Origin of the sequence: Treponema sp. OMZ 855, assembly GCF_024181145.1 — a bacterium.
GTDB lineage: Bacteria > Spirochaetota > Spirochaetia > Treponematales > Treponemataceae > Treponema.
The window spans coordinates 2,578,166-2,603,784 of record NZ_CP051194.1 but is presented as its reverse complement, the minus strand read 5'-3'; the positions used below and the strand labels follow the sequence as shown (position 1 = coordinate 2,603,784).

General features: G+C 45.7%; 21 protein-coding genes and 2 tRNA genes. 13 read left to right on the top strand and 10 right to left on the bottom strand.

The window, feature by feature from the left end:
- The first annotated feature begins 122 nt into the window (after nucleotides 1-122).
- Both ychF and E4N65_RS11835 read left to right on the top strand, forming a co-directional pair.
- Entirely contained in the window at nucleotides 123-1,229 is a 1,107-nt protein-coding gene (gene ychF / locus E4N65_RS11840) for a redox-regulated ATPase YchF (protein WP_044014374.1), read from the top strand.
- A 200-nt stretch (nucleotides 1,230-1,429) separates the two neighbouring features.
- Nucleotides 1,430-3,835, top strand: a complete 2,406-nt coding sequence (locus tag E4N65_RS11835) for a helix-hairpin-helix domain-containing protein (protein ID WP_253673379.1) — start codon at nucleotides 1,430-1,432, stop codon at nucleotides 3,833-3,835.
- Between the two features lie 54 nt (nucleotides 3,836-3,889).
- Here the strand turns inward: E4N65_RS11835 and E4N65_RS11830 are convergent, their stop codons facing one another.
- Both E4N65_RS11830 and E4N65_RS11825 read right to left on the bottom strand, forming a co-directional pair.
- Nucleotides 3,890-4,231 carry a type II toxin-antitoxin system RelE family toxin gene (locus E4N65_RS11830; RefSeq protein WP_052185483.1) on the bottom strand — a complete coding sequence of 114 codons (342 nt, stop codon included), beginning with the start codon at nucleotides 4,229-4,231 and terminating at the stop codon, nucleotides 3,890-3,892.
- On the bottom strand, nucleotides 4,231-4,479 hold the full coding sequence (locus E4N65_RS11825; protein WP_235619786.1) for a type II toxin-antitoxin system Phd/YefM family antitoxin: 249 nt from the start codon (nucleotides 4,477-4,479) through the stop codon (nucleotides 4,231-4,233). The genes E4N65_RS11830 and E4N65_RS11825 overlap by 1 nt, the downstream gene beginning before the upstream one ends.
- 179 nt (nucleotides 4,480-4,658) lie before the next feature.
- Here E4N65_RS11825 and gltX point away from each other — a divergent pair, with 179 nt between their 5' ends.
- The 3 genes from gltX (at nucleotide 4,659) to E4N65_RS11810 (ending at nucleotide 8,694) form a co-directional block, all read left to right on the top strand.
- Nucleotides 4,659-6,182: a glutamate--tRNA ligase gene (gene gltX, locus E4N65_RS11820; RefSeq protein WP_044014380.1), complete on the top strand. Its 1,524-nt coding sequence runs from the start codon at nucleotides 4,659-4,661 to the stop codon at nucleotides 6,180-6,182.
- Between the two features lie 42 nt (nucleotides 6,183-6,224).
- Nucleotides 6,225-7,577: a glycine--tRNA ligase gene (locus E4N65_RS11815; protein ID WP_044014383.1), complete on the top strand. Its 1,353-nt coding sequence runs from the start codon at nucleotides 6,225-6,227 to the stop codon at nucleotides 7,575-7,577.
- A 91-nt stretch (nucleotides 7,578-7,668) separates the two neighbouring features.
- A complete protein-coding gene (locus E4N65_RS11810; RefSeq protein WP_044014384.1) occupies nucleotides 7,669-8,694 on the top strand; it encodes a CDP-alcohol phosphatidyltransferase family protein in 1,026 nt (341 codons plus the stop codon).
- Here the strand turns inward: E4N65_RS11810 and E4N65_RS11805 are convergent.
- The 8 genes from E4N65_RS11805 to E4N65_RS11770 all read right to left on the bottom strand — a co-directional run bounded on the left by E4N65_RS11805 (nucleotide 8,651) and on the right by E4N65_RS11770 (nucleotide 18,901).
- A complete protein-coding gene (locus E4N65_RS11805; RefSeq protein ID WP_253673378.1) occupies nucleotides 8,651-9,409 on the bottom strand; it encodes a glycerophosphodiester phosphodiesterase in 759 nt (252 codons plus the stop codon). The two genes, E4N65_RS11810 and E4N65_RS11805, sit on opposite strands and share 44 nt — an antisense overlap.
- Before the next feature lie 60 nt (nucleotides 9,410-9,469).
- Nucleotides 9,470-10,117 carry a SanA/YdcF family protein gene (locus tag E4N65_RS11800; RefSeq protein ID WP_253673377.1) on the bottom strand — a complete coding sequence of 216 codons (648 nt, stop codon included), beginning with the start codon at nucleotides 10,115-10,117 and terminating at the stop codon, nucleotides 9,470-9,472.
- 363 nt (nucleotides 10,118-10,480) lie between these two features.
- Nucleotides 10,481-10,744, bottom strand: a complete 264-nt coding sequence (locus tag E4N65_RS11795; RefSeq protein WP_253673375.1) for a hypothetical protein — start codon at nucleotides 10,742-10,744, stop codon at nucleotides 10,481-10,483.
- 44 nt (nucleotides 10,745-10,788) lie between these two features.
- On the bottom strand, nucleotides 10,789-11,664 hold the full coding sequence (locus tag E4N65_RS11790) for an SPL family radical SAM protein (RefSeq protein WP_253673373.1): 876 nt from the start codon (nucleotides 11,662-11,664) through the stop codon (nucleotides 10,789-10,791).
- Nucleotides 11,665-11,737: 73 nt separating this feature from the next.
- The gene (locus tag E4N65_RS11785) at nucleotides 11,738-12,052 is read right to left on the bottom strand and encodes a type II toxin-antitoxin system RelE/ParE family toxin (protein WP_044014394.1); all 315 of its coding nucleotides are present in this window, start codon (nucleotides 12,050-12,052) and stop codon (nucleotides 11,738-11,740) included.
- The gene (locus tag E4N65_RS11780; protein ID WP_044014397.1) at nucleotides 12,042-12,302 is read right to left on the bottom strand and encodes a type II toxin-antitoxin system Phd/YefM family antitoxin; all 261 of its coding nucleotides are present in this window, start codon (nucleotides 12,300-12,302) and stop codon (nucleotides 12,042-12,044) included. The genes E4N65_RS11785 and E4N65_RS11780 overlap by 11 nt, the downstream gene beginning before the upstream one ends.
- An 81-nt stretch (nucleotides 12,303-12,383) precedes the next feature.
- Nucleotides 12,384-13,895 carry an NAD(P)H-hydrate epimerase gene (locus E4N65_RS11775; RefSeq protein WP_253673371.1) on the bottom strand — a complete coding sequence of 504 codons (1,512 nt, stop codon included), beginning with the start codon at nucleotides 13,893-13,895 and terminating at the stop codon, nucleotides 12,384-12,386.
- A 206-nt stretch (nucleotides 13,896-14,101) separates the two neighbouring features.
- Nucleotides 14,102-18,901: a right-handed parallel beta-helix repeat-containing protein gene (locus E4N65_RS11770; protein ID WP_253673369.1), complete on the bottom strand. Its 4,800-nt coding sequence runs from the start codon at nucleotides 18,899-18,901 to the stop codon at nucleotides 14,102-14,104.
- Nucleotides 18,902-19,081: 180 nt separating this feature from the next.
- Between E4N65_RS11770 and E4N65_RS11765 the strand changes: the two genes are divergently transcribed.
- The 8 genes from E4N65_RS11765 to E4N65_RS12325 all read left to right on the top strand — a co-directional run bounded on the left by E4N65_RS11765 (nucleotide 19,082) and on the right by E4N65_RS12325 (nucleotide 25,373).
- Nucleotides 19,082-20,272, top strand: coding sequence for a THUMP domain-containing class I SAM-dependent RNA methyltransferase (locus E4N65_RS11765; RefSeq protein WP_253673367.1), 1,191 nt, complete (start codon nucleotides 19,082-19,084; stop codon nucleotides 20,270-20,272).
- A gap of 11 nt (nucleotides 20,273-20,283) precedes the next feature.
- Nucleotides 20,284-21,285, top strand: a complete 1,002-nt coding sequence (locus E4N65_RS11760; protein WP_253673366.1) for a permease — start codon at nucleotides 20,284-20,286, stop codon at nucleotides 21,283-21,285.
- A gap of 79 nt (nucleotides 21,286-21,364) precedes the next feature.
- Nucleotides 21,365-21,438 (top strand) — tRNA-Asp (locus E4N65_RS11755).
- 64 nt (nucleotides 21,439-21,502) lie between these two features.
- Nucleotides 21,503-21,574: transfer RNA gene (locus E4N65_RS11750), tRNA-Pro, on the top strand.
- 105 nt (nucleotides 21,575-21,679) lie between these two features.
- Nucleotides 21,680-22,702 (top strand): omptin family outer membrane protease, encoded by a 1,023-nt coding sequence (locus tag E4N65_RS11745; protein ID WP_253673365.1) that lies wholly within the window; start codon nucleotides 21,680-21,682, stop codon nucleotides 22,700-22,702.
- A 2-nt stretch (nucleotides 22,703-22,704) separates the two neighbouring features.
- On the top strand, nucleotides 22,705-24,210 hold the full coding sequence (gene rpoN / locus E4N65_RS11740) for an RNA polymerase factor sigma-54 (protein ID WP_253673364.1): 1,506 nt from the start codon (nucleotides 22,705-22,707) through the stop codon (nucleotides 24,208-24,210).
- A gap of 95 nt (nucleotides 24,211-24,305) precedes the next feature.
- Nucleotides 24,306-25,175 carry a hypothetical protein gene (locus tag E4N65_RS11735; RefSeq protein WP_253673363.1) on the top strand — a complete coding sequence of 290 codons (870 nt, stop codon included), beginning with the start codon at nucleotides 24,306-24,308 and terminating at the stop codon, nucleotides 25,173-25,175.
- Nucleotides 25,176-25,265: 90 nt separating this feature from the next.
- Nucleotides 25,266-25,373 carry a hypothetical protein gene (locus E4N65_RS12325; RefSeq protein WP_371921819.1) on the top strand — a complete coding sequence of 36 codons (108 nt, stop codon included), beginning with the start codon at nucleotides 25,266-25,268 and terminating at the stop codon, nucleotides 25,371-25,373.
- Nucleotides 25,374-25,619: the final 246 nt, after the last annotated feature.

The following is a 25,619-nucleotide window of genomic DNA, read 5'->3' as shown; positions in this document are numbered from 1 at the left end:
TCCGTGATAGATTACACTAATAATCATTGGGATTTCGTGATTCTTAGAATATCCGTATGTATAGAAAAATAAAGATTTTAGCTGTCTTTCTATGTAATATAATCGATTAAAGAGGTTCCCTTATGGCTATAAACTGCGGTATTGTCGGACTGCCGAATGTCGGCAAGTCAACCATCTTTTCTGCATTAACCCGTGCCCCTGCGGAGGCGGCAAACTATCCGTTCTGTACTATTAACCCCAATGTCGGTATCGTCGATCTGCCTGACGAACGGCTTGCAAAGCTCTCTCAATTTTTTGAACCGAAAAAGACCATCCCCGCTGCCGTCGAGTTTGTCGATATTGCAGGACTCGTAAAGGGAGCTTCAAAGGGTGAAGGGCTCGGCAATCAGTTTCTTTCTCATATCCGTGAGGTAGGTGTTATTGCGCATGTCGTGCGCTGCTTTGATAATCCCGACATCGTTCACGTAAATAACAAAGTTGATCCCGCCTCGGATATCGAAACTATCAATATTGAACTCGCACTTGCCGACCTTGCTTCGCTGGAAAAGCGGGCGGAACGGGCGGACAAGGCAACCCGTATGGGTAAAGATATGCAGAAAGAGGCGGCGATTGCGATGAGCGCAATTGCAAAAATCAAGCCCTTGCTGCAAGACGGAAAGGGCGCCCGCAATGCCAATTTAACCGATGAAGAGCGAGCCGTGATGTACGACACGCACCTGATTACCATGAAGCCACAGCTGTATGTTTGTAATGTCGATGAAGACGGAATCAAAAACGGGAATGCGTATATCGAAACGGTTAAAAAAATCGCCGCACAGGAGGGAGCCGAAACCGTCGTTATCTGCGGAAAGTTTGAAGCGGAGCTTGCCGATATCGACGATGCGGAAGAACGTGCTGCCTTTTTGGAAGAGATCGGGCTCAAAGTTTCGGGCTTATCGGTTCTTGCCCATGCAGCGTATCATTTGATTGGACTCCGAACCTTCTTTACCGCCGGAAAAGACGAATGCCGTGCATGGACAATCCATGCCGGAGATACCGCACCCAAGGCGGCCGGCGTTATCCACACCGACTTTGAGCGAGGCTTCATTAAAGCGGAAGTCTACAGTTTTGACGACTTCCTTAAATACGGCTCTGAACAAAAAATCAAAGAAGCCGGCCGCTATCGTCAAGAAGGCAAGGAATACATCGTGCAGGATGGGGATATTATATTCTTCAAATTCAACGTCTAGCACACCTTTTGAAAATATGTGGGCATCTGCGTTGTCGCTTAACAAAAAAACAGTCCTCGACGTACAATAAGTACGCCTGCGGGTGTTTTTTGTACGCTCCTAGCATCTACCCACATCTTTTCAAAAGGCTTACGGAAAGACACCTGTAGCATTTTTTTATCCCCTTTAAAAAAAAGCGAAAATTCGGTATACTCGCCCGCATGGAATTAACTCAAGAGTTTATTGACGGCCTTACGGTAAATGAGGTCGAAATTATGAAACGAATTGCGGAAGAGCTGAACATTAGAATGCAGCAGGTTTCCGCAGTTATCACATTGGTCAACGAAGGATGCACAATTCCTTTTATTTCACGGTATCGTAAAGAAATGCACGGCTCGCTGGACGAGGTTCAGGTGCGGGATTCCGATAAATTGTTTAAATCCTATGTCAACTTGGAAACGCGGCGGCTTGAGATTGTGCGGGGTGTGTTTGCAGCGGGAAAGCTGACTGAGCTGCTCTATGACAACATTATGAAGGCATCAACGCTGGCAGAGCTTGAAGATATTTGGGCACCCTTCAAAAAGAAGAAAAAGACTCGCGGTATGCTGGCTGTTGAACGCGGCTTGCAGGGCTTAGCGGATTTAATGAAAGAATTGGAAGAAGCGGAGCTTGTAAAACGGGCACAGGACTTTGTTAAAACCGATTGCGAAGACGAAACGTTGAATGTGCCGACGGTAGAGGATGCGCTTGCGGGAGCTTCCGATATTATTGCCGAAGAAACAGCGCAGGATACTGAAAACCGGAAAGCGGTACATGACTTCTTTATGGCGACCGGTCTTTTTGAGGTGAAGGGTATCGGTGATGAAGAAGCGCAGAAAACCTCCGTGTATCAGATGTACTGGGATTATTCCGAAGCGCTGAATCAGATTAAACCGCATCGGGTGCTTGCTATCAACCGCGGAGAGCGTGAAGGTATTTTGGAAGTAAAAATCAATGTTGATGTAGACGAAGCGGTTGCGCGGGTACAGAGCCGTTCGGTACAGCACAACAAATACCACAGTGAAGCGATTGCAGACGGCATTGTCCGGCTGCTCAGTCCTGCGGTACTGCGCGAAATCCGCAGCAACTTAGGCGAAGACGCCGACACCCACGGCATTACTATTTTTAGCGAAAACTTAAAACATCTTTTGATGACGCAGCCGATTAAGGGAACCCGCGTACTCGGCGTAGACCCCGGTATTAGAACCGGCACCAAATGCGCTGCCTTAGACGAAACGGGCAAGTACCTCGGCTCTTTTGTTATTTATCAGCATAAGGCAGAGGAAGCAAAAGCCGCGCTGCTCAAGGCGGTAAAAGACTATAAGGTACAGCTCATCGCAGTGGGCAACGGGACAGGCTCTCACGAGGTACAAGAAATTGTGTCCGATGTGATTAAAACGCATTGCCCCGAAGTACTGTTTACGGTAGTTGATGAGGACGGCGCCTCTGTGTATTCCGCAGGAGATGTGGCGCGCGAAGAGTTCCCCGACTTGGATTTGACCATCCGCGGTGCTATCTCCATCGGGCGGCGCTTGCAGGATCCCCTTGCCGAACTCGTCAAAATCGATCCCAAGTCTATCGGTGTTGGGCTCTATCAGCATGACTTAAACCAGAAAAAGCTTTCAGAAGAGCTGGATGCGGTTGTCGGTTCGGTAGTAAACAATGTCGGTGTTAATTTGAATACCGCAAGTGCCTCGCTGCTCAAATACGTGTCCGGTATTACGAGCGGATTGGCGAAAAAAATTGTCAGCCACCGCGAAAAAACCGGCATCTTTACCGACCGGGAGCAACTTCATAACGTGAGCGGTTTAGGGCCTAAGACCTTTGAACAATGCGCCGGTTTTTTAAAGATACCGGAGAGCGCCAATCCGCTGGATAACTCGTGGGTACACCCCGAAAACTATCCTGCAGCGGAGGTTATCTATCAGATTGTACGCAAAAACGAACCGGTAACCAAAGAGGTGCGCACGGAGCTGCAGGAAAAATATCAGCTCGGCGAGCAAACAGTCAGCGACATTATCGAAGAGCTGAAAAAACCGAACCGTGACCCTCGTGAGGACTGCCCCAAGCCGATTATGCAGCAGGGCGTTCTCTTGTTTGAAGACCTGAAACTCGGCATGACCGTTAAGGGCAAGATCAAAAACGTTGTGGACTTCGGCGCCTTTGTTGACCTCGGTATTAAGGAAACCGCCCTGCTGCACATCTCCGAGATGAGCGACAGCTTTGTTTCCGACCCGCTTGAGGCGGTAAAAGTCGGCGATATTGTCGAATGCCGGATTATTGCACTCGACGAAGCGCGCCGCCGCATCTCACTCAGCCGGAAAAGCGAAAGCGGGGTACAGGGGAAGCTGACCGCAAAGCAAAAGGCGGAAGTAAAAAAGATTACCGTAAAAACCAAGGACGGAAAAACCGTTGCGGTTAAGACTAGCAGCGGCGCCCCTGCCGTACAGGGTGAAAAACACCTGAGCCACCGCGGAGAGCGGCAGCCCGCAGTCCGGTCAGAACGGCGTGTTGCAGAAGCCCGCCCGCGGAAGGACGATGACGGCACAAAGTACAATCCTTTTGCAGCGTTCTTTAATAAGAAGTAAGGCAGCCCATTCCAATCAACACCTCCAGTACAGAGCATCGGGGGTGTTGATTCTTTAGGAGCCGTTTTTCCGGTCTTCTACATCTTTATATACTTCCATATTTTCCCTTTCCCCGATGCCCCAAACTTCTATAATTTCTACTTTTTCGGGGGTCAGAAGTCGATAAACGATCCGAACACTTTTTCCACAGGCATAAAGTTTATAAAAACCTGTCAAATCCATATTAGCTTTATTACCTAACGGAAAACCAAGAAAGGGGTTTTTATCAAGTTTTATAAATTTCTTATCTACCTCAATTTTGATACTGCCATCCAAATTGTTATATTCTTCAGCAGCCTCCGGAATTAATTGGATTTTTTCGAATTTGTCTTTTTTTTCTTCCCATTTTTCTGCCATTATTTATTCCGCAAAGATGATAAGCTGACTGTCTTTGAAGCGTCATAATGACTTAGCCTGTCTTGAACCATCGAAAAAATTTCTTTATGTTCTTCAAGTTCCTCCAGTTCGGAAAGTTTTTCATAACGGTCGAACGGAATCATAACCGCTTCCATAATGTTGTTTTTCATGATGAAAACCGGCTGTTTGTCCTCAGAAATCTTTCTGACAGTCTGCGTAAGAGTTTTCTGCAACTGGGTTATAGGCATAATTTGAGTAGTTTCCACTAACATTTCATCACCTCTTAAATATATAATAATATATATTTTTCTATATAGTCAAGTTATCCATGACAACAACCAATTAAAAAAACCGTACTTGCTTAAAAGGATAAAAGTTTCTATAATTATAAACTGTCATTTTTTTACAAAATGGTTAGGAGTAAAATATGGAAACTCGAAGCCGTTATGCTCCGTCTCCGACAGGATTACAGCACATTGGCGGAGTACGTACTGCATTATTTAATTATCTTTTTTCCCGCGCTACCGGCGGAAAATTCATCTTGCGTATAGAAGACACCGATCAAACCCGCTATGCTGCCGAATACGAAACAAATCTTTACGATACCCTTGACTGGCTTGGAATGGACTGGGATGAAGGCGGCCCGCGCGGAGGCCCTTATGCCCCCTATATTCAATCGCAACGTTCCGAATTATACCGCGAGTACGCCGATAAGCTGGTAAAAAGCGGCCATGCTTATTATTGCTTTTGCGATGAAGAACGGCTCGAACGCATAAGAAAAATCCAGACCATGAATAAGATGCCTCCGGGCTATGACCGGCACTGCCGCAATTTAACGCAGGAAGAAATCGATGCGAATATCGCAGCGGGAAAACCCTATGTTATCCGCCTTAAGGTGCCGCTTGAAGGAACAACAGTGTTCCACGATGTGCTCCTCGGTACAATCGAGTGGAAAAACGAAGACATCAACCCTGACCCTATCTTGCTGAAAAGCGACGGCTTCCCCACCTATCACTTGGCAAACGTTGTCGATGATCACTTAATGAAGATTACACATGTCATGCGTGCCCAAGAATGGATTCCCTCTACCCCGATGCATGTCATTATGTATAAGGCATTCGGGTGGGATCATCCTGATTTTTGCCATTTGCCGATGGTAATGGGAAATGACGGACACAAACTTTCCAAGCGGCACGGCGCGACCAGCTGTAATGAATTCCGCAACAACGGCTATTTAAAAGAAGCGATTATCAACTATGTTGCGATGCTCGGTTGTTCTTACGAAGAAGGCCGAGATATGTTCTCACTCCAGGAATTGGGAGAACGCTTTAATCCCGAACACATCAATAAAGCCCCTGCAATCTTCGACTATAAAAAACTGGAATGGTTTAACGGACAGTATATGCGGCTTAAAACCGATGAAGAACTCTTTGAGTTGACATGGCCGTTCATTGCGAACTCCGGAATCTTCGGTGAGCAAGATCAAGCAGCGCGTGAAGCAGCCGGATTACGTTTTGCCGACCAGACTCTGCTTAAACCTACCGATGAACAAAAGGCAATGCTGATGAAGGTGATGCCGCTCATTAAAGAACGCCTCCACTTTTTGACGGAAGCCCCGCAAATGGTGCGGTTCCTCTTTGAAGAACCGACTGTGCCGCCTGCAGAAGAGATTATCCCCAAGAAACTGGATGCGGAGAAAACGAAGGCGGTACTCGAAAAAGCAAAGATCGTTCTGCCTTCGATTGCAAACCTTGACGAGCACGCGGCAAGCGAGGTGTTCCGTGCGGAGGCAGAGGCAATGGGCGTTAAATTGGGCGACTTTATGATGCCGATGCGTATGGCCGTTACGGGCAGCCGCGTAAGTCCGCCGCTGGTCGGTTCGATACAGATCTTAGGTATAGACCGCTCTATTGCCCGTATCGAAAAAACAATCAAGGAACGCTTTGCATAGCAGTCAGCGACACTTTGCATAACTAAAAAAGGAGCTTACAGTATGGAAGATCACGCAATTTCAATGGAAAAAATTGTCAGCCTGTGCAAGAGGCGCGGTTTTGTGTTTCAGTCTTCTGAAATTTACGGAGGGCAAAACGGGGCATGGGATTACGGCCCGCTCGGGATTGAATTAAAAAACAACATCGCCCGCGCATGGTGGAAGGAAATGACCCAGCTGCACAACTCAATTGTCGGTATCGATGCAGCTATTTTGATGCACCCACGTGTGTGGGAGGCTTCCGGGCATGTGGAGAACTTTACCGATCCGTTGGTTGACTGCAAAAAATGTAAAGCACGCTTCCGTGCCGATCAGATTGATCAGGACAAGTTAGCTAAAAAAGAATGCCCCGACTGCGGCGGTGAACTCACCGATGTACGGAAGTTCAACCTGATGTTTAAAACCCATATCGGACCGACGGACGATAACAGCAATCTCATCTACTTACGCCCCGAAACCGCACAGGGTATCTATGTGAACTATAAAAACGTTGCGCAGTCCAACCGGATGAAAATTCCCTTCGGTATTGCGCAAATCGGAAAGGCATTCCGGAACGAGATTGTAACGAAAAACTTTATCTTCCGTACCTGCGAATTTGAGCAGATGGAAATGCAGTTTTTTGTAAAGCCGGGTACCGACGACGAGTGGTTCAACTACTGGCGTGAACAGCGGTGGGCGTTCTACAAAAAGCACGGTGTCCGCATGGATAAACTACGCTGGCATCAGCATGGCCCGGATGAGCTTGCTCACTATGCAAAAGACGCCTACGATATCGAATACGAATTCCCGATGGGCTTTAAAGAGCTTGAAGGTGTGCACAACCGGACAAATTTTGACCTGACCCGCCATACCGAATATTCCGGTAAGGATATGCAGTATATCGATCAGGATAACGGCAACGAGCGGTATATTCCGTACATCATCGAAACCTCAGCCGGTTTAACCCGCAACCTTTTGATGTTCCTCTGCGATGCGTACGAAGAGCAAAAAGTTGCCGACAAAGGCAACGATGATGATTGGCGAACCGTGTTACATTTTCATCCGGTTATTGCGCCGATTACCGTAGCGGTGCTGCCTTTGATGAAAAAAGACGGACTTGCGGAATTGGCACAGGATATTCAAGCGGAATTGCGCGAAGACTTCCGCACAGACTACGACCAATCCGGCGCAATCGGTAAACGATACCGCCGCCAAGATGAAGCGGGAACTCCGTTCTGTGTTACCGTCGATTATGACAGCAAAGAAGACGGAACCGTAACCTTACGCTTCCGCGATTCTATGGAGCAGGTTCGCATTCCCCGCACAGAACTTGCAAACCGCATCAGAACCGAAATAAAAAATTACACAAGGGCGTAGGCGATATTTTCCCGTATAATACAGATAGCACAACATAAACAGCGACACGAGTGTTATACGGGACGCAATACTCTCTTACGCGGAGTTTTCTATGGCTAAAAAATATTTATATAGTGCAGAAGATCAATCTATTCTATCGCCGATATTATATAAGTTTTTCGTTAATCCTTTGGTAGAAATTTTACCTTATCGTGTACCGGCAAATTTTATTACATTTTCATCCTTTCTTTGTATTATTACTGCTTTTTGTGTCGCAGTACATGGGTACTATGTCGGAAGGTACGACCACTGGTGGCTTATTCCATTACTTGCACTGATGTATTTGACCGGCGATTGTGCCGATGGAAAACAAGCTCGAAAAACAGGAACCGGTTCACCGCTTGGTGAATATTTTGACCATTTTTTAGACTGTTTTGTGACCGGTCTTTTAATGAGTATTCTGATGATATCTTTCAAGATAACAAAACCGGCTCTTATTACAATAGGCTTCTTTAATTTATATGCAGGGCAGATTGGAAGTTTCTGGGAACGCTATAAGCGGCGGGTAATGTTTTTTGGAAAAATCGGATCCAATGAAGGAATTGTTGCTATCGGGTTGACATCGTGGCTTATGTCAATACCGTCGATTCACGCAGCAGCAGATACAGTTCTTATTTTGAATATAACAGGCGGAGAAGCTCTGCTGATCACTATTATGTCGGGAACAGCCATCTCCGCAATTCATTCAATCATCCGATCTCATGCAATTTCTATCCGTCTCATTGCGCATTTAATACTATCGTTTGCCGTTACCTATACCGCTGCCTGTCTCTTTGGGAAGAACAATATGGTGTATATCACAGGTGTGGTAAGTTTCTATAATGTATTTTTCCTTTCTTCACTTTTAGCAGCAACAAACCTTGACAGCCGTGAGTGCTTACCGGACATTATCATCCCTCTTTCATTCATATTATTCTTTTTGATCCCGAATTATACTTCACTTATTCAACATGTACAAATTGTATATTTGGTAGTGCGGGTTGCGATAAAGTTTATCTCGTTTGTCAGAATAAACCGGCAGTATTGGTATTGGATTAATCCGCCGCCGCCGGATGAAGGTCTTTCATCAACGCGGTAATCCGATCGGGGTAGTCGGTAATAAGACTGTCTACCCCCATTTCAATCAGCTGCCGGTAATCGCACTGAATACTGCCGAACCACGGATTGATGCGGATACCAGCCCGATGTAACGCCCCAACCAGTTCGGGCGTTACACAATAAGCTGATGGGTGATAACATTCGATACCGAGGTTTTGCACATACTGCTCAGGATGAATTTGCCAGCTATCTACCAATAATCCGCACGTTACCGCCGAATCGAGCTTCTTCATCCGCAGCACGCTTTCGTGATTAAACGACGACACAATACAGCGGCTGATCAGTTTGTATTCCTTCAGCAGTTGATATACAACTTCTTCAATTCCTTCATAAACAAAAACGCCGGTTTTTAATTCAATATTCGAAATGATATTCGGCTGTGTTGCAATATATTCAAAGTATTCCCGTAATGAAGGAATGGGCGCAAAATCTATCGTTTCAGGATGCGGCTTTGCGGCATTCAGCGCTTTTAACTCATGATATGTTTTCTGTCCGACCAACCCCGTACCGTCAGTCGTGCGGTCAACCGTTTCATCGTGAATAATAACAGCCTCGCCATCTTTTGAAAGATGTACATCAAACTCTATTCCATCACAGCCGGCTTCCACCGCTTTGTGAAAGGCAAGCATGGTGTTTTCAGGATACCGGCTGCGGAATCCCCTGTGTGCAATATTAAGCATTGTTTTTTCCATCATGACGGGATTATAGCACAGAGGAGGCAATGATGTACACGTAAGATTTTTCCAATCACAGACTTAACCATCCGTTGCACTTCCCTGTGAAGTTTGTATAGGAATTTGTTCACCTAAATAACGGGGAGCGGCTTTAATCAGAATTGCACCGACTGCTTTTATCCGTGCAAAAAATTCCCGTATCTGACGGCGTTTTTCTCCGTAGATAAACCGCCGGTCACTTGCAACCCCGTATGCCTCAAGACCCAAACAGCGTGCAATATAGAGAGCCCGATATAAATGATACTGCTGTGTTACAATCACAACCTTTTTTGCACAAAAAATATCACGCGCTCGGTAACAGCTATCGTACGTAGAAAAACCGGCATGATCCGTAAACACACAATCAGCCGGAACACTTCTTTCTACTGCATACTGTTTCATTGCTTTTACTTCATCATAGCTTTTTGTACCATGATCACCACTCATCAGAATCGCCGGAGAAATACCGGCACGGTACAAATCGATACCGGTTATAATTCTATCTTCTAGGATATGGCTCGGCTGTCCGTTGCGCCAAACACGCGCACCTAACACTAAAATGCAATCAGATTTCGAGAGGCACTCATCATCAGCATTTTTGACATATTGTTTTGCAAAGCGAACCATATCGTAATTGATCCAAAGCGCGACAAAAATAAACGCACCACATACGATAAATATTTTTTTCATAAAACTTCTGCGTTTTGATATCTTCATAGTATCTTCCCATCAATTTTAACGATAATAATGACAGATAGTTGCGTTATACCATTCTTCGTAACATTCCATACAGACGGCGAAAGTGTAGAACGATAAAAAAACCGATAAGGCTAACAATCAATGCGCCGAATATTACTTTGAGTGAACTGATCATTTGAGCAATAAAGTATAAAACCACGAAAAAATACGGCTTTTGTTCGAAAATTGGATACGCGGTATACCCATCGAAAGACACCGCTACAGCCAACACGATAACAATACAGCCGAGTATTGAAAGGATAAGCGAAATCCCAAAATACAATCTAAGATATTTTAACAGCCGGTTCATGTAGTTTAAGCCTTTCCCAGTAACTTTGCAAATACTTGGCCTGTTCCCCAGAATACCAATCCGAGCGTTACATCTGATACGACTTTTAAAAGATATGTTAATTGATTTAATGTTGCATGCCCTTGCGTTAAAATATCAATAACTAAATTAAGTGCTGCAGCAAGAATAGAGAGCGTAATAAAAATAACACTGGCAATTTGGATATATTTCGGTATGTCAATGTCTTGCAGTGTCTGCTTTTTCTTTTCTACAGTTTCATTTTCATTCATAATATGCTCCTAATTAATTTGTTTACGTATTGGCTTCCATTATATCAAAACAATTCCAGTTGTGCATTCGGCTTTCCGGGGATTTTATCAAAAGCGCTTAAATACGCAAATATGATATCAGGGTTTGTTTCTATGCCGTTTTCTTTGCACCGCGTGCGGAAAATATTCATCAGACGTGTATTGTGCGGACTCATAACGGAATAGCAGGTACCGTAGCGTTGGATATATTGTTCTTTTAAGCCCGGAAACGTTGCATCAAGGTTTTTATAAAAATATTCTCGGTTGCCGTCTCTGAGCGTTAAGCCCATGCCGAAACAGATGATGCCGCGTACTTTTGCTTCGATGCAATACTGTAAAACACCTTCGAGATTTTCCACCGTATCATTGATGAAGGGAAGAATAGGCGTAAGCCACACAACGGTTGGAATACCTGCGTCGCGTAGCGTTTTAAGCGCGGCAAACCGTTCACCGGTAACGGCAACATTCGGCTCAAGTATTTTACACAAGCTATCGTTATAGGTGGTCAGCGTCATTTGTACAACGCATTTTGCTTTGGCGTTTACCGCCTGTAAAAGTTCGAGGTCGCGCAATATCAGCGGCGATTTTGTTATCACAGTAAAACCGAAACCGTAGCGGTGGACGGTCTCTATCGCTTTCCGCGTCATACCGAGTTTTTCTTCCAGCGGCATATACGGGTCGGTCATAGAACCGGTACCGATCATGCACTTATTGCGTTTTCGCTGCAAGGCATCTGTGAGCAGCTCTATTGCATTTTCTTTTATTTCGATATCTTCAAAGTCGTGGTTTATATGATAACACTCACTGCGCGAGTCGCAATAGATACACCCATGCGTGCAACCGCGGTATAAGTTCATTCCGTTCTTAGCTGATAAAATTCCTTTTGCTTGTACAAAGTGCATCTGTTATTCCTGAAAATCCGGCAGTTTTTAGAGATGGCTGTTATCGTGCCCTATATTTTTTCAATGCTTTGTTTTATACCGATTTTGCATAATCTCTTTTTGCATAAAATATATGCAATATATGTACAATCTTTTCTTTATCATCAATCGAATACAAAGCTAGATAGTTTTTATAAAAAAGGAATCTATGATATCCCTTCTTCTGCAATTTTATATCATTACAAAGGGGATACATATATGGCGAATCCTGTAAATTATTTTTCTGTTTTACAAAGTCCGCAAGCAAATTGGCGGCAGCTGTTACATTTGAAAGCTTTTCCGCAATATACCTGATAATTTCATCAAGATCAGTCTTTGCTTTATCGGTTACTCTGACTTTATAAACCATACTTGGATTTTAGTTCTGCAACTGCATCATCAGCATCGATAACACGCCCTTCTTTCACATCCAGCTCCGCCGCATTCAGATTATCATACAGACGATAAAAAAAGGAGTTTCTTTCAAACGTTTCCATACTCATAATTACCATATCGCCGTAACCGTTTTTTGTTATAAAAATAGGTTCATTACTTTCATGACACAAGGCGGAAATATTTGCAGTATTCTTTAAATCACGTATCGGAACTATTTGCGGCATAACTATCCCTCTATGGCATGATAATACCACAATAAAGCCGTATTGTCTATCTAGGTCTTGGCATAGTTTATTGTTACTCCTTTAGCCTCCCAGCCTACCGGCGGCCTCCGCAAGTGCGCTCGCCGTTAAACCGTAGTCGGCAGTATGCAGTAGTTTTGCAGCTTCGGCATGGGCAAGGCTTGCGGTATACGCAGCCTCTAAGGGCGGATATCCTTGAGCCGCTAATGCGGTAATCATCCCGCTCAGTACATCGCCCGAACCCGCTTTGGCGAGCGCATTGGTTCCGAGCGGATTCACAAATACTTGGTTTCCGCAGCTGATAAGCGGATAAGCGCCTTTCAATACTATGACTGCCTGCGGGAAAGCGCTGCAAAACAGTCTCAAATATTCAAACCGGCGCTCCTGTATTTCGGCGACACTTACCTGCGCGAGCCCGCTATTTGCAAGCAGACTTTGGAACTCCTTTGGATGCGGCGTTAGAATAGGCGCTTTGAAAAGCGGCAGCAGTTCAGGCAGTCTTGTGTTATGCAGTATATCGGCATCAAGAATGAGAGGCTGTTCCCGAACGTGCTCTTGTGAAAGGAAGTCGAGCGCCCGAGCCTGTGCATCGGAACTTCGCCCTAATCCGGAGCCGACCATTGCTGCGGAAAAGTTTTCGGGTAGCTGTAACGTATACATAAAATCGAACGGAGCAGCAGGCACAGGTTCTCCGAATACTGTCACCAAACCGATTCCGAAGTGGAGCGCAGCTGTGGCCGCCAGTATGCAGGCGCCGGTCTTTTCGCCGCAGAAAAAAAGCCCATGCCCGTAGCTCATCTTGTGGGTATTTTGCACGCGGCGGTGAGGCAGCTTCATATCCTCCACAGACAGGAGAAAGGTATCGGTTTCACCTTCGTAGCATCGCCGCGGCAGACCGAGATTACAAACATGAATAGTGCCGGTATAATCCTTTGCGGCGTCGGCATAGAGAGCAGTTTTAAGGGCTCCCATCGTACAGGTTTCATCGGCACGAAACGCAACAGGCGATGGTATACCGAACTCATTTAAACCGCTTGGAATATCGCAGGCAATCTTATAGCTTTGTATTGCATTCATCCGCTCAATCAAAGCGCATATTTCGCTATCAAGGCTGCCGCGGATCCCCGTACCGAACACCGCATCAACCAGTACATCGCAACGCTCTTGCAATTCGGCAGCTATCGAAATGTCGAGCAGCTCAAGCCGTTCCCGTTGCAGTTTACACAAAGGTGATTTCGGTGCTTTTACCGAAACAACCTGAACAGTACAAAAATCGACAAGCAGCCGCGCAAGAGCATACCCGTCTCCGCCGTTATCACCCGAACCGCAGACAATCTGCACAAGCAGCGGTTCCATCTGCAGCGATTTTATGTGCGAAGACGATAAATCCAAAGCATTGTTCTGCCTCGAACGTCCCTGCATATTTTGTGGATACAATAAACGTGATAAAAGAAGATTCCGAATACGTTCGGCCATACCGCGGGCAGCATGTTCCATCAGTACACGGTTTTTTAGATTAAAGGCATCTTCTGCCCGCTTATCCAGCTCCCGTACCGAGTCAAATATCTTTTCCATAAAAAACCTCTCAGAAAGGCACTATTGGGTATCTCTAAAAAACGAAGTTTGTCGACATCCCCGCACTTGCGTTAATTACCGATTTTCCATCGCTTTGTCCCCGTTTAATTAAGGTGTATAGCGGAAACAATACACTCATATACACATAAAAATTAGGAATGGGTAATAGTATCCATTCTCAATTTTTTATGTTCCACTGTTTACGATTACTTTCGTATCAGTTTGCCGTCATTGCCTACCTTCCACTCCTGAGAGGGAACCGTTTGCGGCGTTACGGTAAACTTATCCGTATAAGCTCCTACCGCAGTGGTGTCCGACATCCTTAGTACAATGTCTTCAAAGTTATATGCGTGCGGAGTAATACAGGCAACCTTCGATTTCGTTATGGGCTTCTCACTGTCAATGACTATGCTCACAAGCTCGTCGCTATCTCTGTTTTGTCCTAAATAAACATCATTTCCGTCTTTTAGGGTACCATCGTCTTTCCATTCTCCGACACAGGCTTCACCACCCATAATAAACCTGCCATTTTGGTTGTACATACCACCGGAAGAAGCTGCTACATAAACGCCTTTTCCCGCACCACTTATATTATTCTTAATTGTACCGCCAGACATCTTAAATGTACTGTTTATATCCACATATACACCGCCACCGTTTACTGCCGTGTTGGCGATAACCTGTACGCCGTCTATAAGTGTGACTGTGCAGTCTCCCCCGATATAAATGCCACCGCCGTTACCGTCTGTTCCAGTCCCGGTCGCTTTATTTGCGTTAGACGCATTTATGTCGCCGATTGCACCGCCTGTGATTGTTACGGCAGCCGGTATACTCGGCCCAGTGTTCTTTTCCGCATAGATGGCGCCACCGTTCTTTGCCTTGTTGCCCGTAAGGGTGCAGTTCGTCATGGTAACGTTACCGCCTTTTGTGTAAATAGCGCCACCTTTGGACGTTGCCTCGCACTTTTTAATTACTGTATTTGTAAGTTTTGCCTCACCCCTGCCTCCTATTGCACCGCCGTCTGACGCTTTGCAGCTTTCGATAGTACAGTTTGTAAGCTCTACTTTGCCGGTAACCAAAATACCGCCGCCAGTTATACCTACTTTGTTTCCGTTTTTAAGTGTCAAATTTTCAAGCTTGAGTGTCTTGCCGCTTTGTACATCAAAGATACGGTACTGCGTTGTAGGAGCACCATAAGGAGGAGTGCCACTATGATTGCAGTTTGCGTCCAAAACGGCAGATATTGCGCCGTCCGCTTTTTTTATCGTAAGGTTTTTATTGACAGTAATTTCGCCTTTGTTATCACTAGCGTTTGTCGCTTTAATCTCACCGTTTATGATGATGGTGTCACCGTCCGCGGCGGCGGCAACCGCGTCTCTGAGATTTTGCCACGCAAGACCTGTGTTGTTTATAACTACGGGTGCCTTTTGTAAAAATCCGCTACTGTTTATTTCCCATTGCTGCGTACTTCCCCCGCCTAAAGTTTTCGGCGTTACGGTAAACTTGGTATAGTTTTGCGGTGTACCTTCTGTTATATCGCCGTCAAGCACTTGCGTACTCGGCAGGTATTTGTTGTTCGATACGGTAATGCGTGCCACAGGAGCGACACCGCTTAATACACCGTCAAGTTTGATTTTTGTATTGGTGGAAAACCCTGACAAATATACATCGTTGTTTGTATCGATTTTTGCACTGCCGGACATACACATATTTGGAGGGGAAGACATTGAATAAGATACATACACGCCTTGCCCTTCTTTTGCATCGTTGCCGGTAATATTTCCGGATTTAATATCCAACGTTACGCCGAAGCCGACAAATATGCCGCCTCCGGAAGCGTTTGCACTCGTACTGACTGCTTCGTTGCCGGATATTTCAGGATTGCCGCTTTCCATAATAAACTTACTGTTTGTACCGCGGAGTGCTATGCCTCCGCCGCACAGGTTTCCGGTATCACTGACGGCTTTGTTGTTTTTTACCGCACCGCCTTTCATTGTAAACTCTATAGATGAGCCAAGTGTCACGCCGCCGCCACTGCTGTCATTATGCAACAAAGTCCCGTCCGCGGTATTGAAAGAGACGGTACTGTTTTCCATCACAAACGTTTTGTTACCGGTTGACTCAAAGTATATGCCGCCGCCGTTCTCTGCAATATTACCTTTTATCTTGTTGGGTGCGGAATCTGCATAATATTGCTCACCGCCGATGAGTGCATTGTTTGTAAGTTTCAATGTACTGGTGTGTATATACATACCGCCGCCGAACGACGATGCTTTATTGGCGCAGATTTTACCGCCGCTCATCATTATGGTACTGTTTTGACGTGCATAAACAGCTCCACCGTTGCCCGCCTCGCTGCCGGTAATCGTGCAGTTTGTAATATTGATTGTACCGCCGTCTGTGTAAATTGCCCCGCCGCAGTCAGCCGGTGCAGTCCCTTCTGCCTTGCCATTTTTGAGCGTCAGGTTTTCAAGGGTAAGCATTTTGCCGCTTGTTACCTTGAAGATGCGGTGCTTCATCGGAGGGGCATTGGGATCCGTGGTAGTGCCGTTTGCGTTAAGAATATCCGAAGCCGCTCCGGTTTTGCCCTTAATCGTGAGGTTCTTGTTGATAACGATTTCGCCGTAATTGGCTGTCGGGCCCGAACCTTCGTTTGTCGCTTTAATTTCGCCGTTGATAGTGATAATACTACCGTTGGGGAAATTCTGCACGGCATTTTTTAGCTTTTGCCATGCGAGGGAGTCCGAGCCGTTTATAACACTAGGAATCGCTTCCAATTTTCCGTCATTCTTTATTTTCCATAGGTTTGTTGAATCGAAGGTTTGTGTTACACTGAACTTGATATATTCACTGCCGACGGCCGTGCCCGTAAGCACTCTATGCGTATCGCTGTATGGTACAGGTGTAATACGGGCAACAATAGGCTCGGTACTCGTCAAAGCACCATCCACTTTAATCGAAGAACTCTTTGTAATATCCAGACACACGTCATTTTTGCCCGGCGTGTTTACTTCACTGCCGATGGATGGGGTAATAACAGTCTTGCCTTTCAGCACAAGTATGCCGCCCGTTTCGACGTAAGCCGCACCACCTTTGTTGTCAGCAGGCTTACCGTTCATAAGCTTTATATCATTCAGCGTAAGCTCCGTGCCGGCTCCGCTTACTTTGAAGATGCGCCCGTTGTTATTTGCGTTTACAGTGCGGACGGTACCGCTTTGCGAACTAAGCAGTTCCAGTTTTTTGCCGCCGGTTATCGCTATTTCGGTATCGATCGAAGCGTTCAGGTCGTCGCCGATTTTAATATCTATGGGGCTGCTATAATTATACTGCCCCGTACCCGTACCTTGTTCGGGAGCGTTTTTTACAAGGTTTTTAAGTTCGCCGTAGGCTCTTACGGCATCTACCACCTTAATATGCATGGTAGTGGGCGGCCCTTCTATTGTGCCCTTTACAGTCCATACTTCAAGTGTGTGTGCACCGACGGATACCATTATTTCCGCCGGCGCCGACGGCGACTGTTCGGTACCGCTGTCCAGCTTATACTTTACCGTGGTTCCTGCGGACGCACTAAGCGCAAGCTTGCACTGTCCGCTGCGCATACTGTAAATAACCAGCGGGTTTGAGGATATATACTGTCCCGCATCGGGAATGATGTCTTCTGTAACATAGCCTTTAGTGCCTGCGCTGATGCAGTACAAAGAGTTATCGCTGCTGCCAAAAGCCTGCTTCAGTTTAAGGACGGGCAGCTCGTACCGTACCGACTTAATAAAGAAGTCTTTTGAGTCGCTGTCGTCGTAGCCGCTTAACCGAGCTTTGAGAGTAATTTTGTAGAGCGCTTCGGTTTCGCCTGTGCCGAACGCCGGTAAGTTTACCGTAACAGGCGTTATACCGCTTACGGTATCCGTCTCTGTCCAAGCGCTGCCGTTTTTCTTATAGATAGCTCCCGTTATCGCCGCTCCGCTTTGTGCTTTTGCTGTCAAGGTTTTTACGCTCATACCTGCAAATACTTTTGGATTTGCCTCAGATACTCCCGGCGATGTAGGGGTTTCCGCCATTGGGGTGAAACCGTCAAGCAATTTCACATCGCCAAGCTTATTTTGGGGAGTACCTGCCGATATGACCGCAGAACTTACTCCTTGTGCGTCTTTTATGCTGACATCGTATGCTTTTTCAGGACCGCCGACTTTTACATCAGTCTTTAAGCGGAGTATCCAATCCTGCGCGGTCGGTGACGGAAGTTCGGGATCGGACGGTTTAAGTTTTTGTACCGCACTTTCCGCTAAAAGGTCTGCGACCGCTTCAAAGTCTGTCTTGCCTGCATTAAAGTTAAGAGGAAGCTCAACAGGGCTTCCTCCGCCCGCCGTAACAATCAATTCTTTGATGTCTTTATGTACAAGTTGACCGCGTGCTGTTTTGTCCATACCTGTTACACGGAATAAAAGCACATAGTAGTTGTCAGTACCAACCGTCGTTTTTCCGATTCCCGCGTACTCCAAAGCAGGGGCGGTGTCAACTTTTAAATTTAAGTTGAACTTTCTACGAAACACCCTGCGGCCAGTGATGAAGGTAATTTCAGGACTAATGTCACCGTTACCCCACTCGTGCGCTTGCAAAAAGGTCGATTTGTATTTAAGTTCCAGTTTATCGTTTGCGGTTTGCGTTAAAGTGTAGTCTTTCAACTCGCCATACTCAGGCTGCGGCGAAAGCCCGGGAAATGTGATAACCTTTCCTGCATCGAGAGAAGGGGAGTTAGGCATAACGAGCGTAAAGTTTTTCGGATTACGCAGGTTAATCGTAACCGTTACATCGCTTGTTGATGGTATACACAAGACACCGTCTTTATTTGTTGGGTACGGTTTTTGAAGCTGATCAATGCTATAGCTTACCGGAGCAATCTCTGCCGCCCAATACCCCAAATATGTATCTATATCCGAGGTAAACTGCTCACAAGAGGTACATAAAAAAGTGAAAAAAATTCCGGTTAAAAGGGTAAAAACTTTACGCATACGTTCCTTCGTTTTGAGGATAAGGGATTATTAAAACCGATAATAAAAAACAGCTGTATTATGGGCTTGAGTATCTGCTATTTTTATAGAAATAACAAGGGCATCGCTAAAAGCTCAAGCTGCCCCGGCATTCCCTAATATCCAATTGTGCAAATCAATTAAAATGAGTATAGTCCTTTCATGCTTGAATTTTTAGCGCTTTGCGCAGTCGGCGCGGAGCCGATCCTTTCAAATGAATTAAAACTGTTAGACTTTAAGCCGGTTAACCGATTGCCGGGACGTGTTTTTTTTACCTCTACACTGAAGGAGCCTGAAGTTGTAAGCATCATGCGTGCAAACTTTTACCTCCGCACTGCGGACAGGCTCTATCTCGTCCTGAAAGAATTTGCCGCTGATAACTTCGATACACTGTATGACACCGTTGCCGCAGTAGATTGGCAGCGTTTTTTTTCCAGAGATTCCAAGATAACGGTAGACAAGGTGAGAACCTTTAAGAGCAAACTCGCCTCCGAACATGCAGTGCAGCGGGCTGTCCATAAGGCGGTATGCACCGCGCTCTGTTCCGCATGGAAGATGGATGTATTACCGGAAACAGGGAGAGAGTACAGTATACGCATATACATAGAACATAACCGCGTGTATCTGCTGCTTGACCTTTCGGGAGAGCCGCTGCACCGGCGGGGATACCGCTTAAGCGGAGGCGCCGCGCCGATGAGGGAAACGCTGGCGGCTGTTCTGTTGCAGTGTATGCAATGGAAACGGAAGCTGCCGCTGCATGACGCTTTTTGCGGTTCGGGTACCATCCCGATTGAAGCGGCGTGGTATGCCTATAATATCCCGCCCGGAATCGGCCGCAGCTTTGCCTTTGAAACCTTTACCTGTTATTCGTCTAAAAAAGACCGGCAGCTTATTGAAGAAGAGCGCCGGCGCGGTGCGCTCAATATCCGCACGGATTGCTTGGTGCGAGTGAGCGGTTCCGACAACGATCCTGAGGCGGTGCGGCTTGCGCAAACCAATGCGGAGCGCGCTTGTATGCTTGCAGGCAAAGCGCTGCAACGGATTGGAAAAGATAACCGTATCCCGCGCCCCGAATTTATCCAAGCTGATTTTAGCGAACTTGCCGCGCCGTATCCCGAAGGGGTGCTACTTTCCAATCCGCCTTATGGAGACCGCCTCGGCGATGAACAGGAAGCAACCACGCTCTACGAAAAAATGACGTCCATTCCGCACGAGTTTGACAACTGGCGTTTAGGTTTTATTACCGACAAACCGGCTTTTGCAGACATATTCCTGCGTGCAGGCATTACGCTCAAAAAGCGGCCGTTAAAGAGCGGTAACCTCGACACCTGCCTGTATTCATACGGATTGTAGAAAGGTTTTATATGACGGCATTTTTTTCTACCGTACATACGGTATTTACCGGTATCGTGTTGCAGGCGGTGCCGTTCATGCTGCTGGGGGCGCTTTTGTCCTCGGCTCTATACGCTTTTGTTCCCGACCGGCTGCTGGTCAAGATTTTTCCTAAAAAATACGGGCTCGGTTTTTTAACCGCGCTCTTTGCCGGAGCGTTATTCCCCGTTTGCGAGTGTGCTGCCGTTCCGCTGATGCGCAGTCTGATTAAAAAAGGCGTCGCGATGCCTATAGCGGTTACTTTTATGCTTGCGTCCCCCATCGTCAACCCTATTTCGATTGTGTCGACGCTGTACGCCTTTCCGCAACAGCCGTCCGTAGCGTTCTACCGGCTGTTCTTCGGTTTGCTGATTGCATTTGCGATTGGGCTTTTACTGCTGTTTTACCCCGAAGAAAAATACTTAAAGGAAGATTTTGATACGCAACCGACAGCCCAGCCGCATTCCCTTGATAGTGCTGTGGCAGCATTTCGTCTTGCAACAGGCAGAAGTACACAGAACAGCCGCAGCGAAGCTCAATCGGACAATTTCGAGGGCACCGCTACAGAAAGCAAAGCGCAATGGCTGCAAGTAAAAGTATACGCCCTATTGATGCACACCTGTTCGGAATTTTTTACCACAGGCCCCTTTTTAATCCTCGGTGCGTTTATCACCGCCCTGATACGCGCGGCCGTGCCTCAGGAGTTTTTCAGCATAACAAGCGGCAGTGCGGCAGGTTCGCTTCTTGTGATGATGCTTTTCGCTTTTGTATTTTCTGCTTGCTCCACCTCCGACGCCTTTATCGCCCGCAGCTTCTTAAACAGATTTTCCTTCGGTTCAATCCTCGGTTTTTTAGTATACGGCCCGATGATGGATATAAAAAACCTCTTTATGCTGTTGTCTTTGTTTAAAAAGCGGTTTGTGATAGAACTTACGCTTATTATCACGGCGATCAATTTTATCGGCATTTCTGTAGTGACTCGGTTGTTTTTATGATTAGAGGAGGCTTCGGAGAAAATTTCGTAATATTTCTCTTGACTTTTTATTCCAATAAGTATATTATTACCGCCATTACGGGGGCGTAGCGAAGCTGGTTATCGCGCTGGCCTGTCACGCCGGAGATCGCGGGTTCGAGCCCCGTCGCTCCCGAAGAAGCTCACCGCGCAAGTGGTGAGCTTTTATTTTTATAATAGTTACGATATAATCACACAAACGGGCAGTAGCGCAGGGGTAGCGCGCTTGGTTCGGGACCAAGAAGTCGGGGGTTCAAATCCCCCCTGCCCGATATTTTCTAAAATTAAAAAACGATAAGAAGAGCCTATCCTCCCTATCCAAAGATATTGAGTAGATTGCAAATTAAGACTATAGTTCCGCTATGCGGCCGTGTCGCTTGTTTTCAATATTTTTTATCTTTTTTTTCCTCTTACCACCAATACTTTTAGCACAGGACGCAAAGCGTCTCGATACTGCTGAAAAGACAAAAAAATTTCCGGTAAGCGGATTTATCGCATTTTCGCTCAACACCATGATTGCCGAAAGCCGCGAGTATGTGTGCCGTTATGATGCCATTTTAAGTGATCTAAAATGGCCGCTTACACCTTCGGCCTCTTACACGCTCTATGGCGGCGTATATTTCCCGAAAGGGATTCACCTTGAAGGGAATATTTCATTTATGCAGCCGATGGCTACCGCACCCATGACCGATTTGGACTTTGAGGGGATTCTGGCGACTCCTCAGCAGACGGGAATAACCAAATTTTCCAAACATAACTGTACAATCGTTAACGGGCTAAGCTGGATGGCAAAACTCGGTTTACAGTTGCCGATGCCGCAGTCTGCAGCAATGAGGAGCGCCGGTATTGCAATGACGATAGAACCGATGCTCAGTTTTTACTATTCGAAAATCAGTTGGCATTCCTATGGGGGCTATCTGCAATATGCAAAAATACGGCCAAACGGAACGTATGAACCGTGGAGCCCTGCATTACCTAAGGTGCCGCATATAGGATCGGCTGTATCGTATCAACAACAATTAATGATACCGGCAATAGGAGTCGCTTTTGAAGCAACGCTCCCTCATAAACTAACGCTTTTATCGGATTTTCACCTTACTGCCGATATTACAGCTTTCGCAGAAGATATCCACCATGCTACTAACGTGCGATATGTTGACATTCTGGGCGGCGGATGGGCAATGCACGGTAATATCCGGTTGCATTGGAACTGCTTGCCGTTCCTTTTAGTATTCATTAATCTTTTTTATCAATATTGTATAACAATGGAAGGTAGTAGTATTATTTATAATGGCATCACCTCAACTGAGCCAAGCTCCTATACACCACCCAATTCCGCAGGCACGTCTTTACGCGGTTGTACCTGCTCGATCGGGTGTGCCTTCCGGATAGGCCGGTAACTATGCAGCAGATGGCGCAAACGCTCGGGCAACGGCTTGAGCAGCGGATGAGTCAAAGTCAAATCCAATCGCTGGATATATTGGCAATGCCGACCGTCGAACTTCGAGAAAGAATTGCGGAAGAACTTGCTGAAAATCCGGCTTTGGAACTCATCCACGGAACACAACAAGTATCGCCTGCGTCAACCGGTCAAGCAAAACTGCTCGAACGGAAAGAGCCGTACTACCGCAATGACCGAACATCGTCATCCTTTTCGACGGAAGCAAGCGACGTATTCCAGACTTTTTTAGAAAATATTCCGGCGCCTCAGCAGCAGAGCTTACAAAGTCATCTTTTGGAACAACTGTTTGTTCACAAGCTGGATCCGCTTACCGCGTCTTTTGCCGAACGGATTATCGGAAATTTAACAAATGACGGTTTCCATGTTGTCCCGCTAAACGAACTTTTTAAAACGGAACTCTCTAAAAACAAAGGAGAGAAAGCGCTCGCTTTTACGCGGCATAAAATATCTCATGCATTATCGGTTATTCGACGGCTTGATCCTATCGGATGTGCAACACGGGATTTTAAGCAATCGCTTTTGGTTCAAGCAAAGATATTATTCCACAAAAAGACCGAAATAGACCCTGTTTATGCCTATACTATCGATATTTTAGCGAATCATTTTGCTTATTTGGAAAAAGCCCGTCCGTATTCACTCGTCCGTGCAGTCAATGAAGACTCGACAATTCCTTATAAACTGACACAAGAAAATGCGGAAGATATCCTGTCTCTGATAGCCTCGCTTAATCCTTTTCCGGGAAGGGTACTCACTGCTGATATAACACCCGATGAGTATATTATTCCAACAGCGTCCATCGAGCGGACTGGCGAAGAGTTCAGTATAAAAATAAATGATTTTGAAATACCGCTTCTTACCGTCTCACCCGAATTGCAGGACTTAATACATCATACCAAAGATGCGGCGGCTAAAACGTATATAAAAGAGCAGATCCAAAAGGCTAAGGCTTTTATCGGAAGTTTGAATCAGCGGGAAAAAACGATTGTAGAGGTGTTGCGTAAAATAGTGTCGGCACAAGAAGCATTCTTTTTAACCGGTGATAAGCGGCGGCTGGTTCCGCTTACGCAACAACAGATAGCGCGGGAACTGGATATCCATGAATCTACCGTATCAAGAACCGTTGCAGGGAAATATGTACAGTGCCAATGGGGTACTTTTGAAATACAATATTTTTTTACCAATGCCATAGCAGTGCAGCCGCAATCGTCCCCCCAAACTTCTTCGCAATCAGATGTTTCCGCATCGGACGGAACACCCGCCACACGTGAAGGTGTAAAAGATTGTATAAAAGAATTACTGACCGAATACGCTGCAAACGGTTCAAAACTTTCGGATCAAAAAATTTCCGATTTGTTGCAGGCAAAATACGGCATTTCCATTGCCCGCCGTACCGTTGCAAAATATCGGAAAGAACTCGATATCGGCTCATTATATAACCGCGCGTAGAGCGTAATAGGGAATGCGTAGCGGTTCAATACAATTCTTGACAGCCTTCTCTTTTTTACGCTTTAATAAAGCTTTATATTTAGCGAGGTTCATCTATGAAACTAAGTCGCATTGTTTTTTTCAGCTATTTTATATTCTTCAGGTTTTTTCTTTTTGCGCAGACAGAAAATACGGCTATGCCCGATCCCAATAATCCCGATTGCATCTATGAAAAAACACAGCTTGGCGAATTCTTTATCCACATGGCAAAAATTACCGACCCTTCAAAGGGTTCCGCTCCGGCAGTGGAAGTGCTTTTTCATTCCGATTTTCAATGGGAGCCGTGCAACCCCGATGACGGTTGGGGGCGGGAGGGTAAAACATATCGCTATCATGAAGAAGAAGTTCCCGGTACCGCTGTTTTTTTCAGCATTACTAATAAATTGAACGATGTAACCTATTACCGCATAGAAGGAATTCATCCCTTTAATCTACCCCTGTATGATGCCCCAGCTGAAGCGGAAATGCTCAAACGGTTTATTTTCTTTAAATTCACGGCTTATGCAGCGAAGGGCGGATATTTTGAAAATTACCTTAATAATTTAATGTGGGCGGTCGATACCAATACGAAATTACTTTACACGTATGGAATGCCCGGCGATTACAAAAAAATAATCGGAAACAATTATATTCCGCAAAACTGGCTGCCTTATGAAATACACCCGAATACCGCTGATGCAAAGTTGAAATTTTATGAGTACGACCCCATCGGCTTTATTTCCCTTGAGAAAGGCTATCATTTTTTAGGCGTAAAAACAAATGTGTATTTATATGATTGGTGGAACGAATCGGTCGGTGCAGGCTCTTCTATGAAAACGGTAAAACAAAAGCGCTTTATGCCGCGTATTTCTGACGAGGCTCTTGAAGACTGGACCATCCGCGATGTGGCAAAACCCGTGCGTTCACCGTACCGGCGACCATATTAAGCAGAGTGTTTTTGCGTTTATGCCTAAAAAGATGCAGCAAATAAAATATTTGAAGAAAAGAAACCGAGCTATAACAATAGCAAGTTTAACATGACGCAAAAGCTCTGCACCTATTCGCACTGGGATAGTAGTACGATAAAAGAGCGGCAGCTAAAAATGGCAAAAACGGCCGCGGCAATTTGGCATGCGGAGTATTAGATAGAAGAGAATAAAAAAGCAATACTAATGACTATACCGATATTCACCCAAAGATTTATCGGCTGTATCCTTATTTTTAAACTCTTTAATATCAAAAATATTATACTTTTATATGTGTAAATAAAACATAGCAGTCATATACCCTAAAAAACAACAAAAAGTTTCCTTCTTTCCCTCAAAATTCTTAGCCAAAAAGCCGCGCCTGTCACATATAGAGATTAACTTACAAATTCTTAGGAGGCTAAG

What these genes read in the sequence shown, in the direction of transcription:
- E4N65_RS11735 (WP_253673363.1), top strand. Translation starts at nt 24,306, where the DNA reads ATGAAACTAAGTCGCATTGTTTTTTTCAGCTATTTTATATTCTTCAGG.
- ychF (WP_044014374.1), top strand. Translation starts at nt 123, where the DNA reads ATGGCTATAAACTGCGGTATTGTCGGACTGCCGAATGTCGGCAAGTCA.
- E4N65_RS11800 (WP_253673377.1), bottom strand. Translation starts at nt 10,117, where the DNA reads ATGAAAAAAATATTTATCGTATGTGGTGCGTTTATTTTTGTCGCGCTT.
- E4N65_RS11815 (WP_044014383.1), top strand. Translation starts at nt 6,225, where the DNA reads ATGGAAGATCACGCAATTTCAATGGAAAAAATTGTCAGCCTGTGCAAG.
- E4N65_RS11835 (WP_253673379.1), top strand. Translation starts at nt 1,430, where the DNA reads ATGGAATTAACTCAAGAGTTTATTGACGGCCTTACGGTAAATGAGGTC.
- E4N65_RS11805 (WP_253673378.1), bottom strand. Translation starts at nt 9,409, where the DNA reads ATGATGGAAAAAACAATGCTTAATATTGCACACAGGGGATTCCGCAGC.
- E4N65_RS11795 (WP_253673375.1), bottom strand. Translation starts at nt 10,744, where the DNA reads ATGAATGAAAATGAAACTGTAGAAAAGAAAAAGCAGACACTGCAAGAC.
- gltX (WP_044014380.1), top strand. Translation starts at nt 4,659, where the DNA reads ATGGAAACTCGAAGCCGTTATGCTCCGTCTCCGACAGGATTACAGCAC.
- E4N65_RS11765 (WP_253673367.1), top strand. Translation starts at nt 19,082, where the DNA reads ATGCTTGAATTTTTAGCGCTTTGCGCAGTCGGCGCGGAGCCGATCCTT.
- E4N65_RS12325 (WP_371921819.1), top strand. Translation starts at nt 25,266, where the DNA reads ATGACGCAAAAGCTCTGCACCTATTCGCACTGGGATAGTAGTACGATA.
- E4N65_RS11770 (WP_253673369.1), bottom strand. Translation starts at nt 18,901, where the DNA reads ATGCGTAAAGTTTTTACCCTTTTAACCGGAATTTTTTTCACTTTTTTA.
- E4N65_RS11785 (WP_044014394.1), bottom strand. Translation starts at nt 12,052, where the DNA reads ATGGTTTATAAAGTCAGAGTAACCGATAAAGCAAAGACTGATCTTGAT.
- E4N65_RS11760 (WP_253673366.1), top strand. Translation starts at nt 20,284, where the DNA reads ATGACGGCATTTTTTTCTACCGTACATACGGTATTTACCGGTATCGTG.
- E4N65_RS11830 (WP_052185483.1), bottom strand. Translation starts at nt 4,231, where the DNA reads ATGGCAGAAAAATGGGAAGAAAAAAAAGACAAATTCGAAAAAATCCAA.
- E4N65_RS11775 (WP_253673371.1), bottom strand. Translation starts at nt 13,895, where the DNA reads ATGGAAAAGATATTTGACTCGGTACGGGAGCTGGATAAGCGGGCAGAA.
- E4N65_RS11810 (WP_044014384.1), top strand. Translation starts at nt 7,669, where the DNA reads ATGGCTAAAAAATATTTATATAGTGCAGAAGATCAATCTATTCTATCG.
- rpoN (WP_253673364.1), top strand. Translation starts at nt 22,705, where the DNA reads ATGCAGCAGATGGCGCAAACGCTCGGGCAACGGCTTGAGCAGCGGATG.
- E4N65_RS11790 (WP_253673373.1), bottom strand. Translation starts at nt 11,664, where the DNA reads ATGCACTTTGTACAAGCAAAAGGAATTTTATCAGCTAAGAACGGAATG.
- E4N65_RS11780 (WP_044014397.1), bottom strand. Translation starts at nt 12,302, where the DNA reads ATGCCGCAAATAGTTCCGATACGTGATTTAAAGAATACTGCAAATATT.
- E4N65_RS11825 (WP_235619786.1), bottom strand. Translation starts at nt 4,479, where the DNA reads ATGCCTATAACCCAGTTGCAGAAAACTCTTACGCAGACTGTCAGAAAG.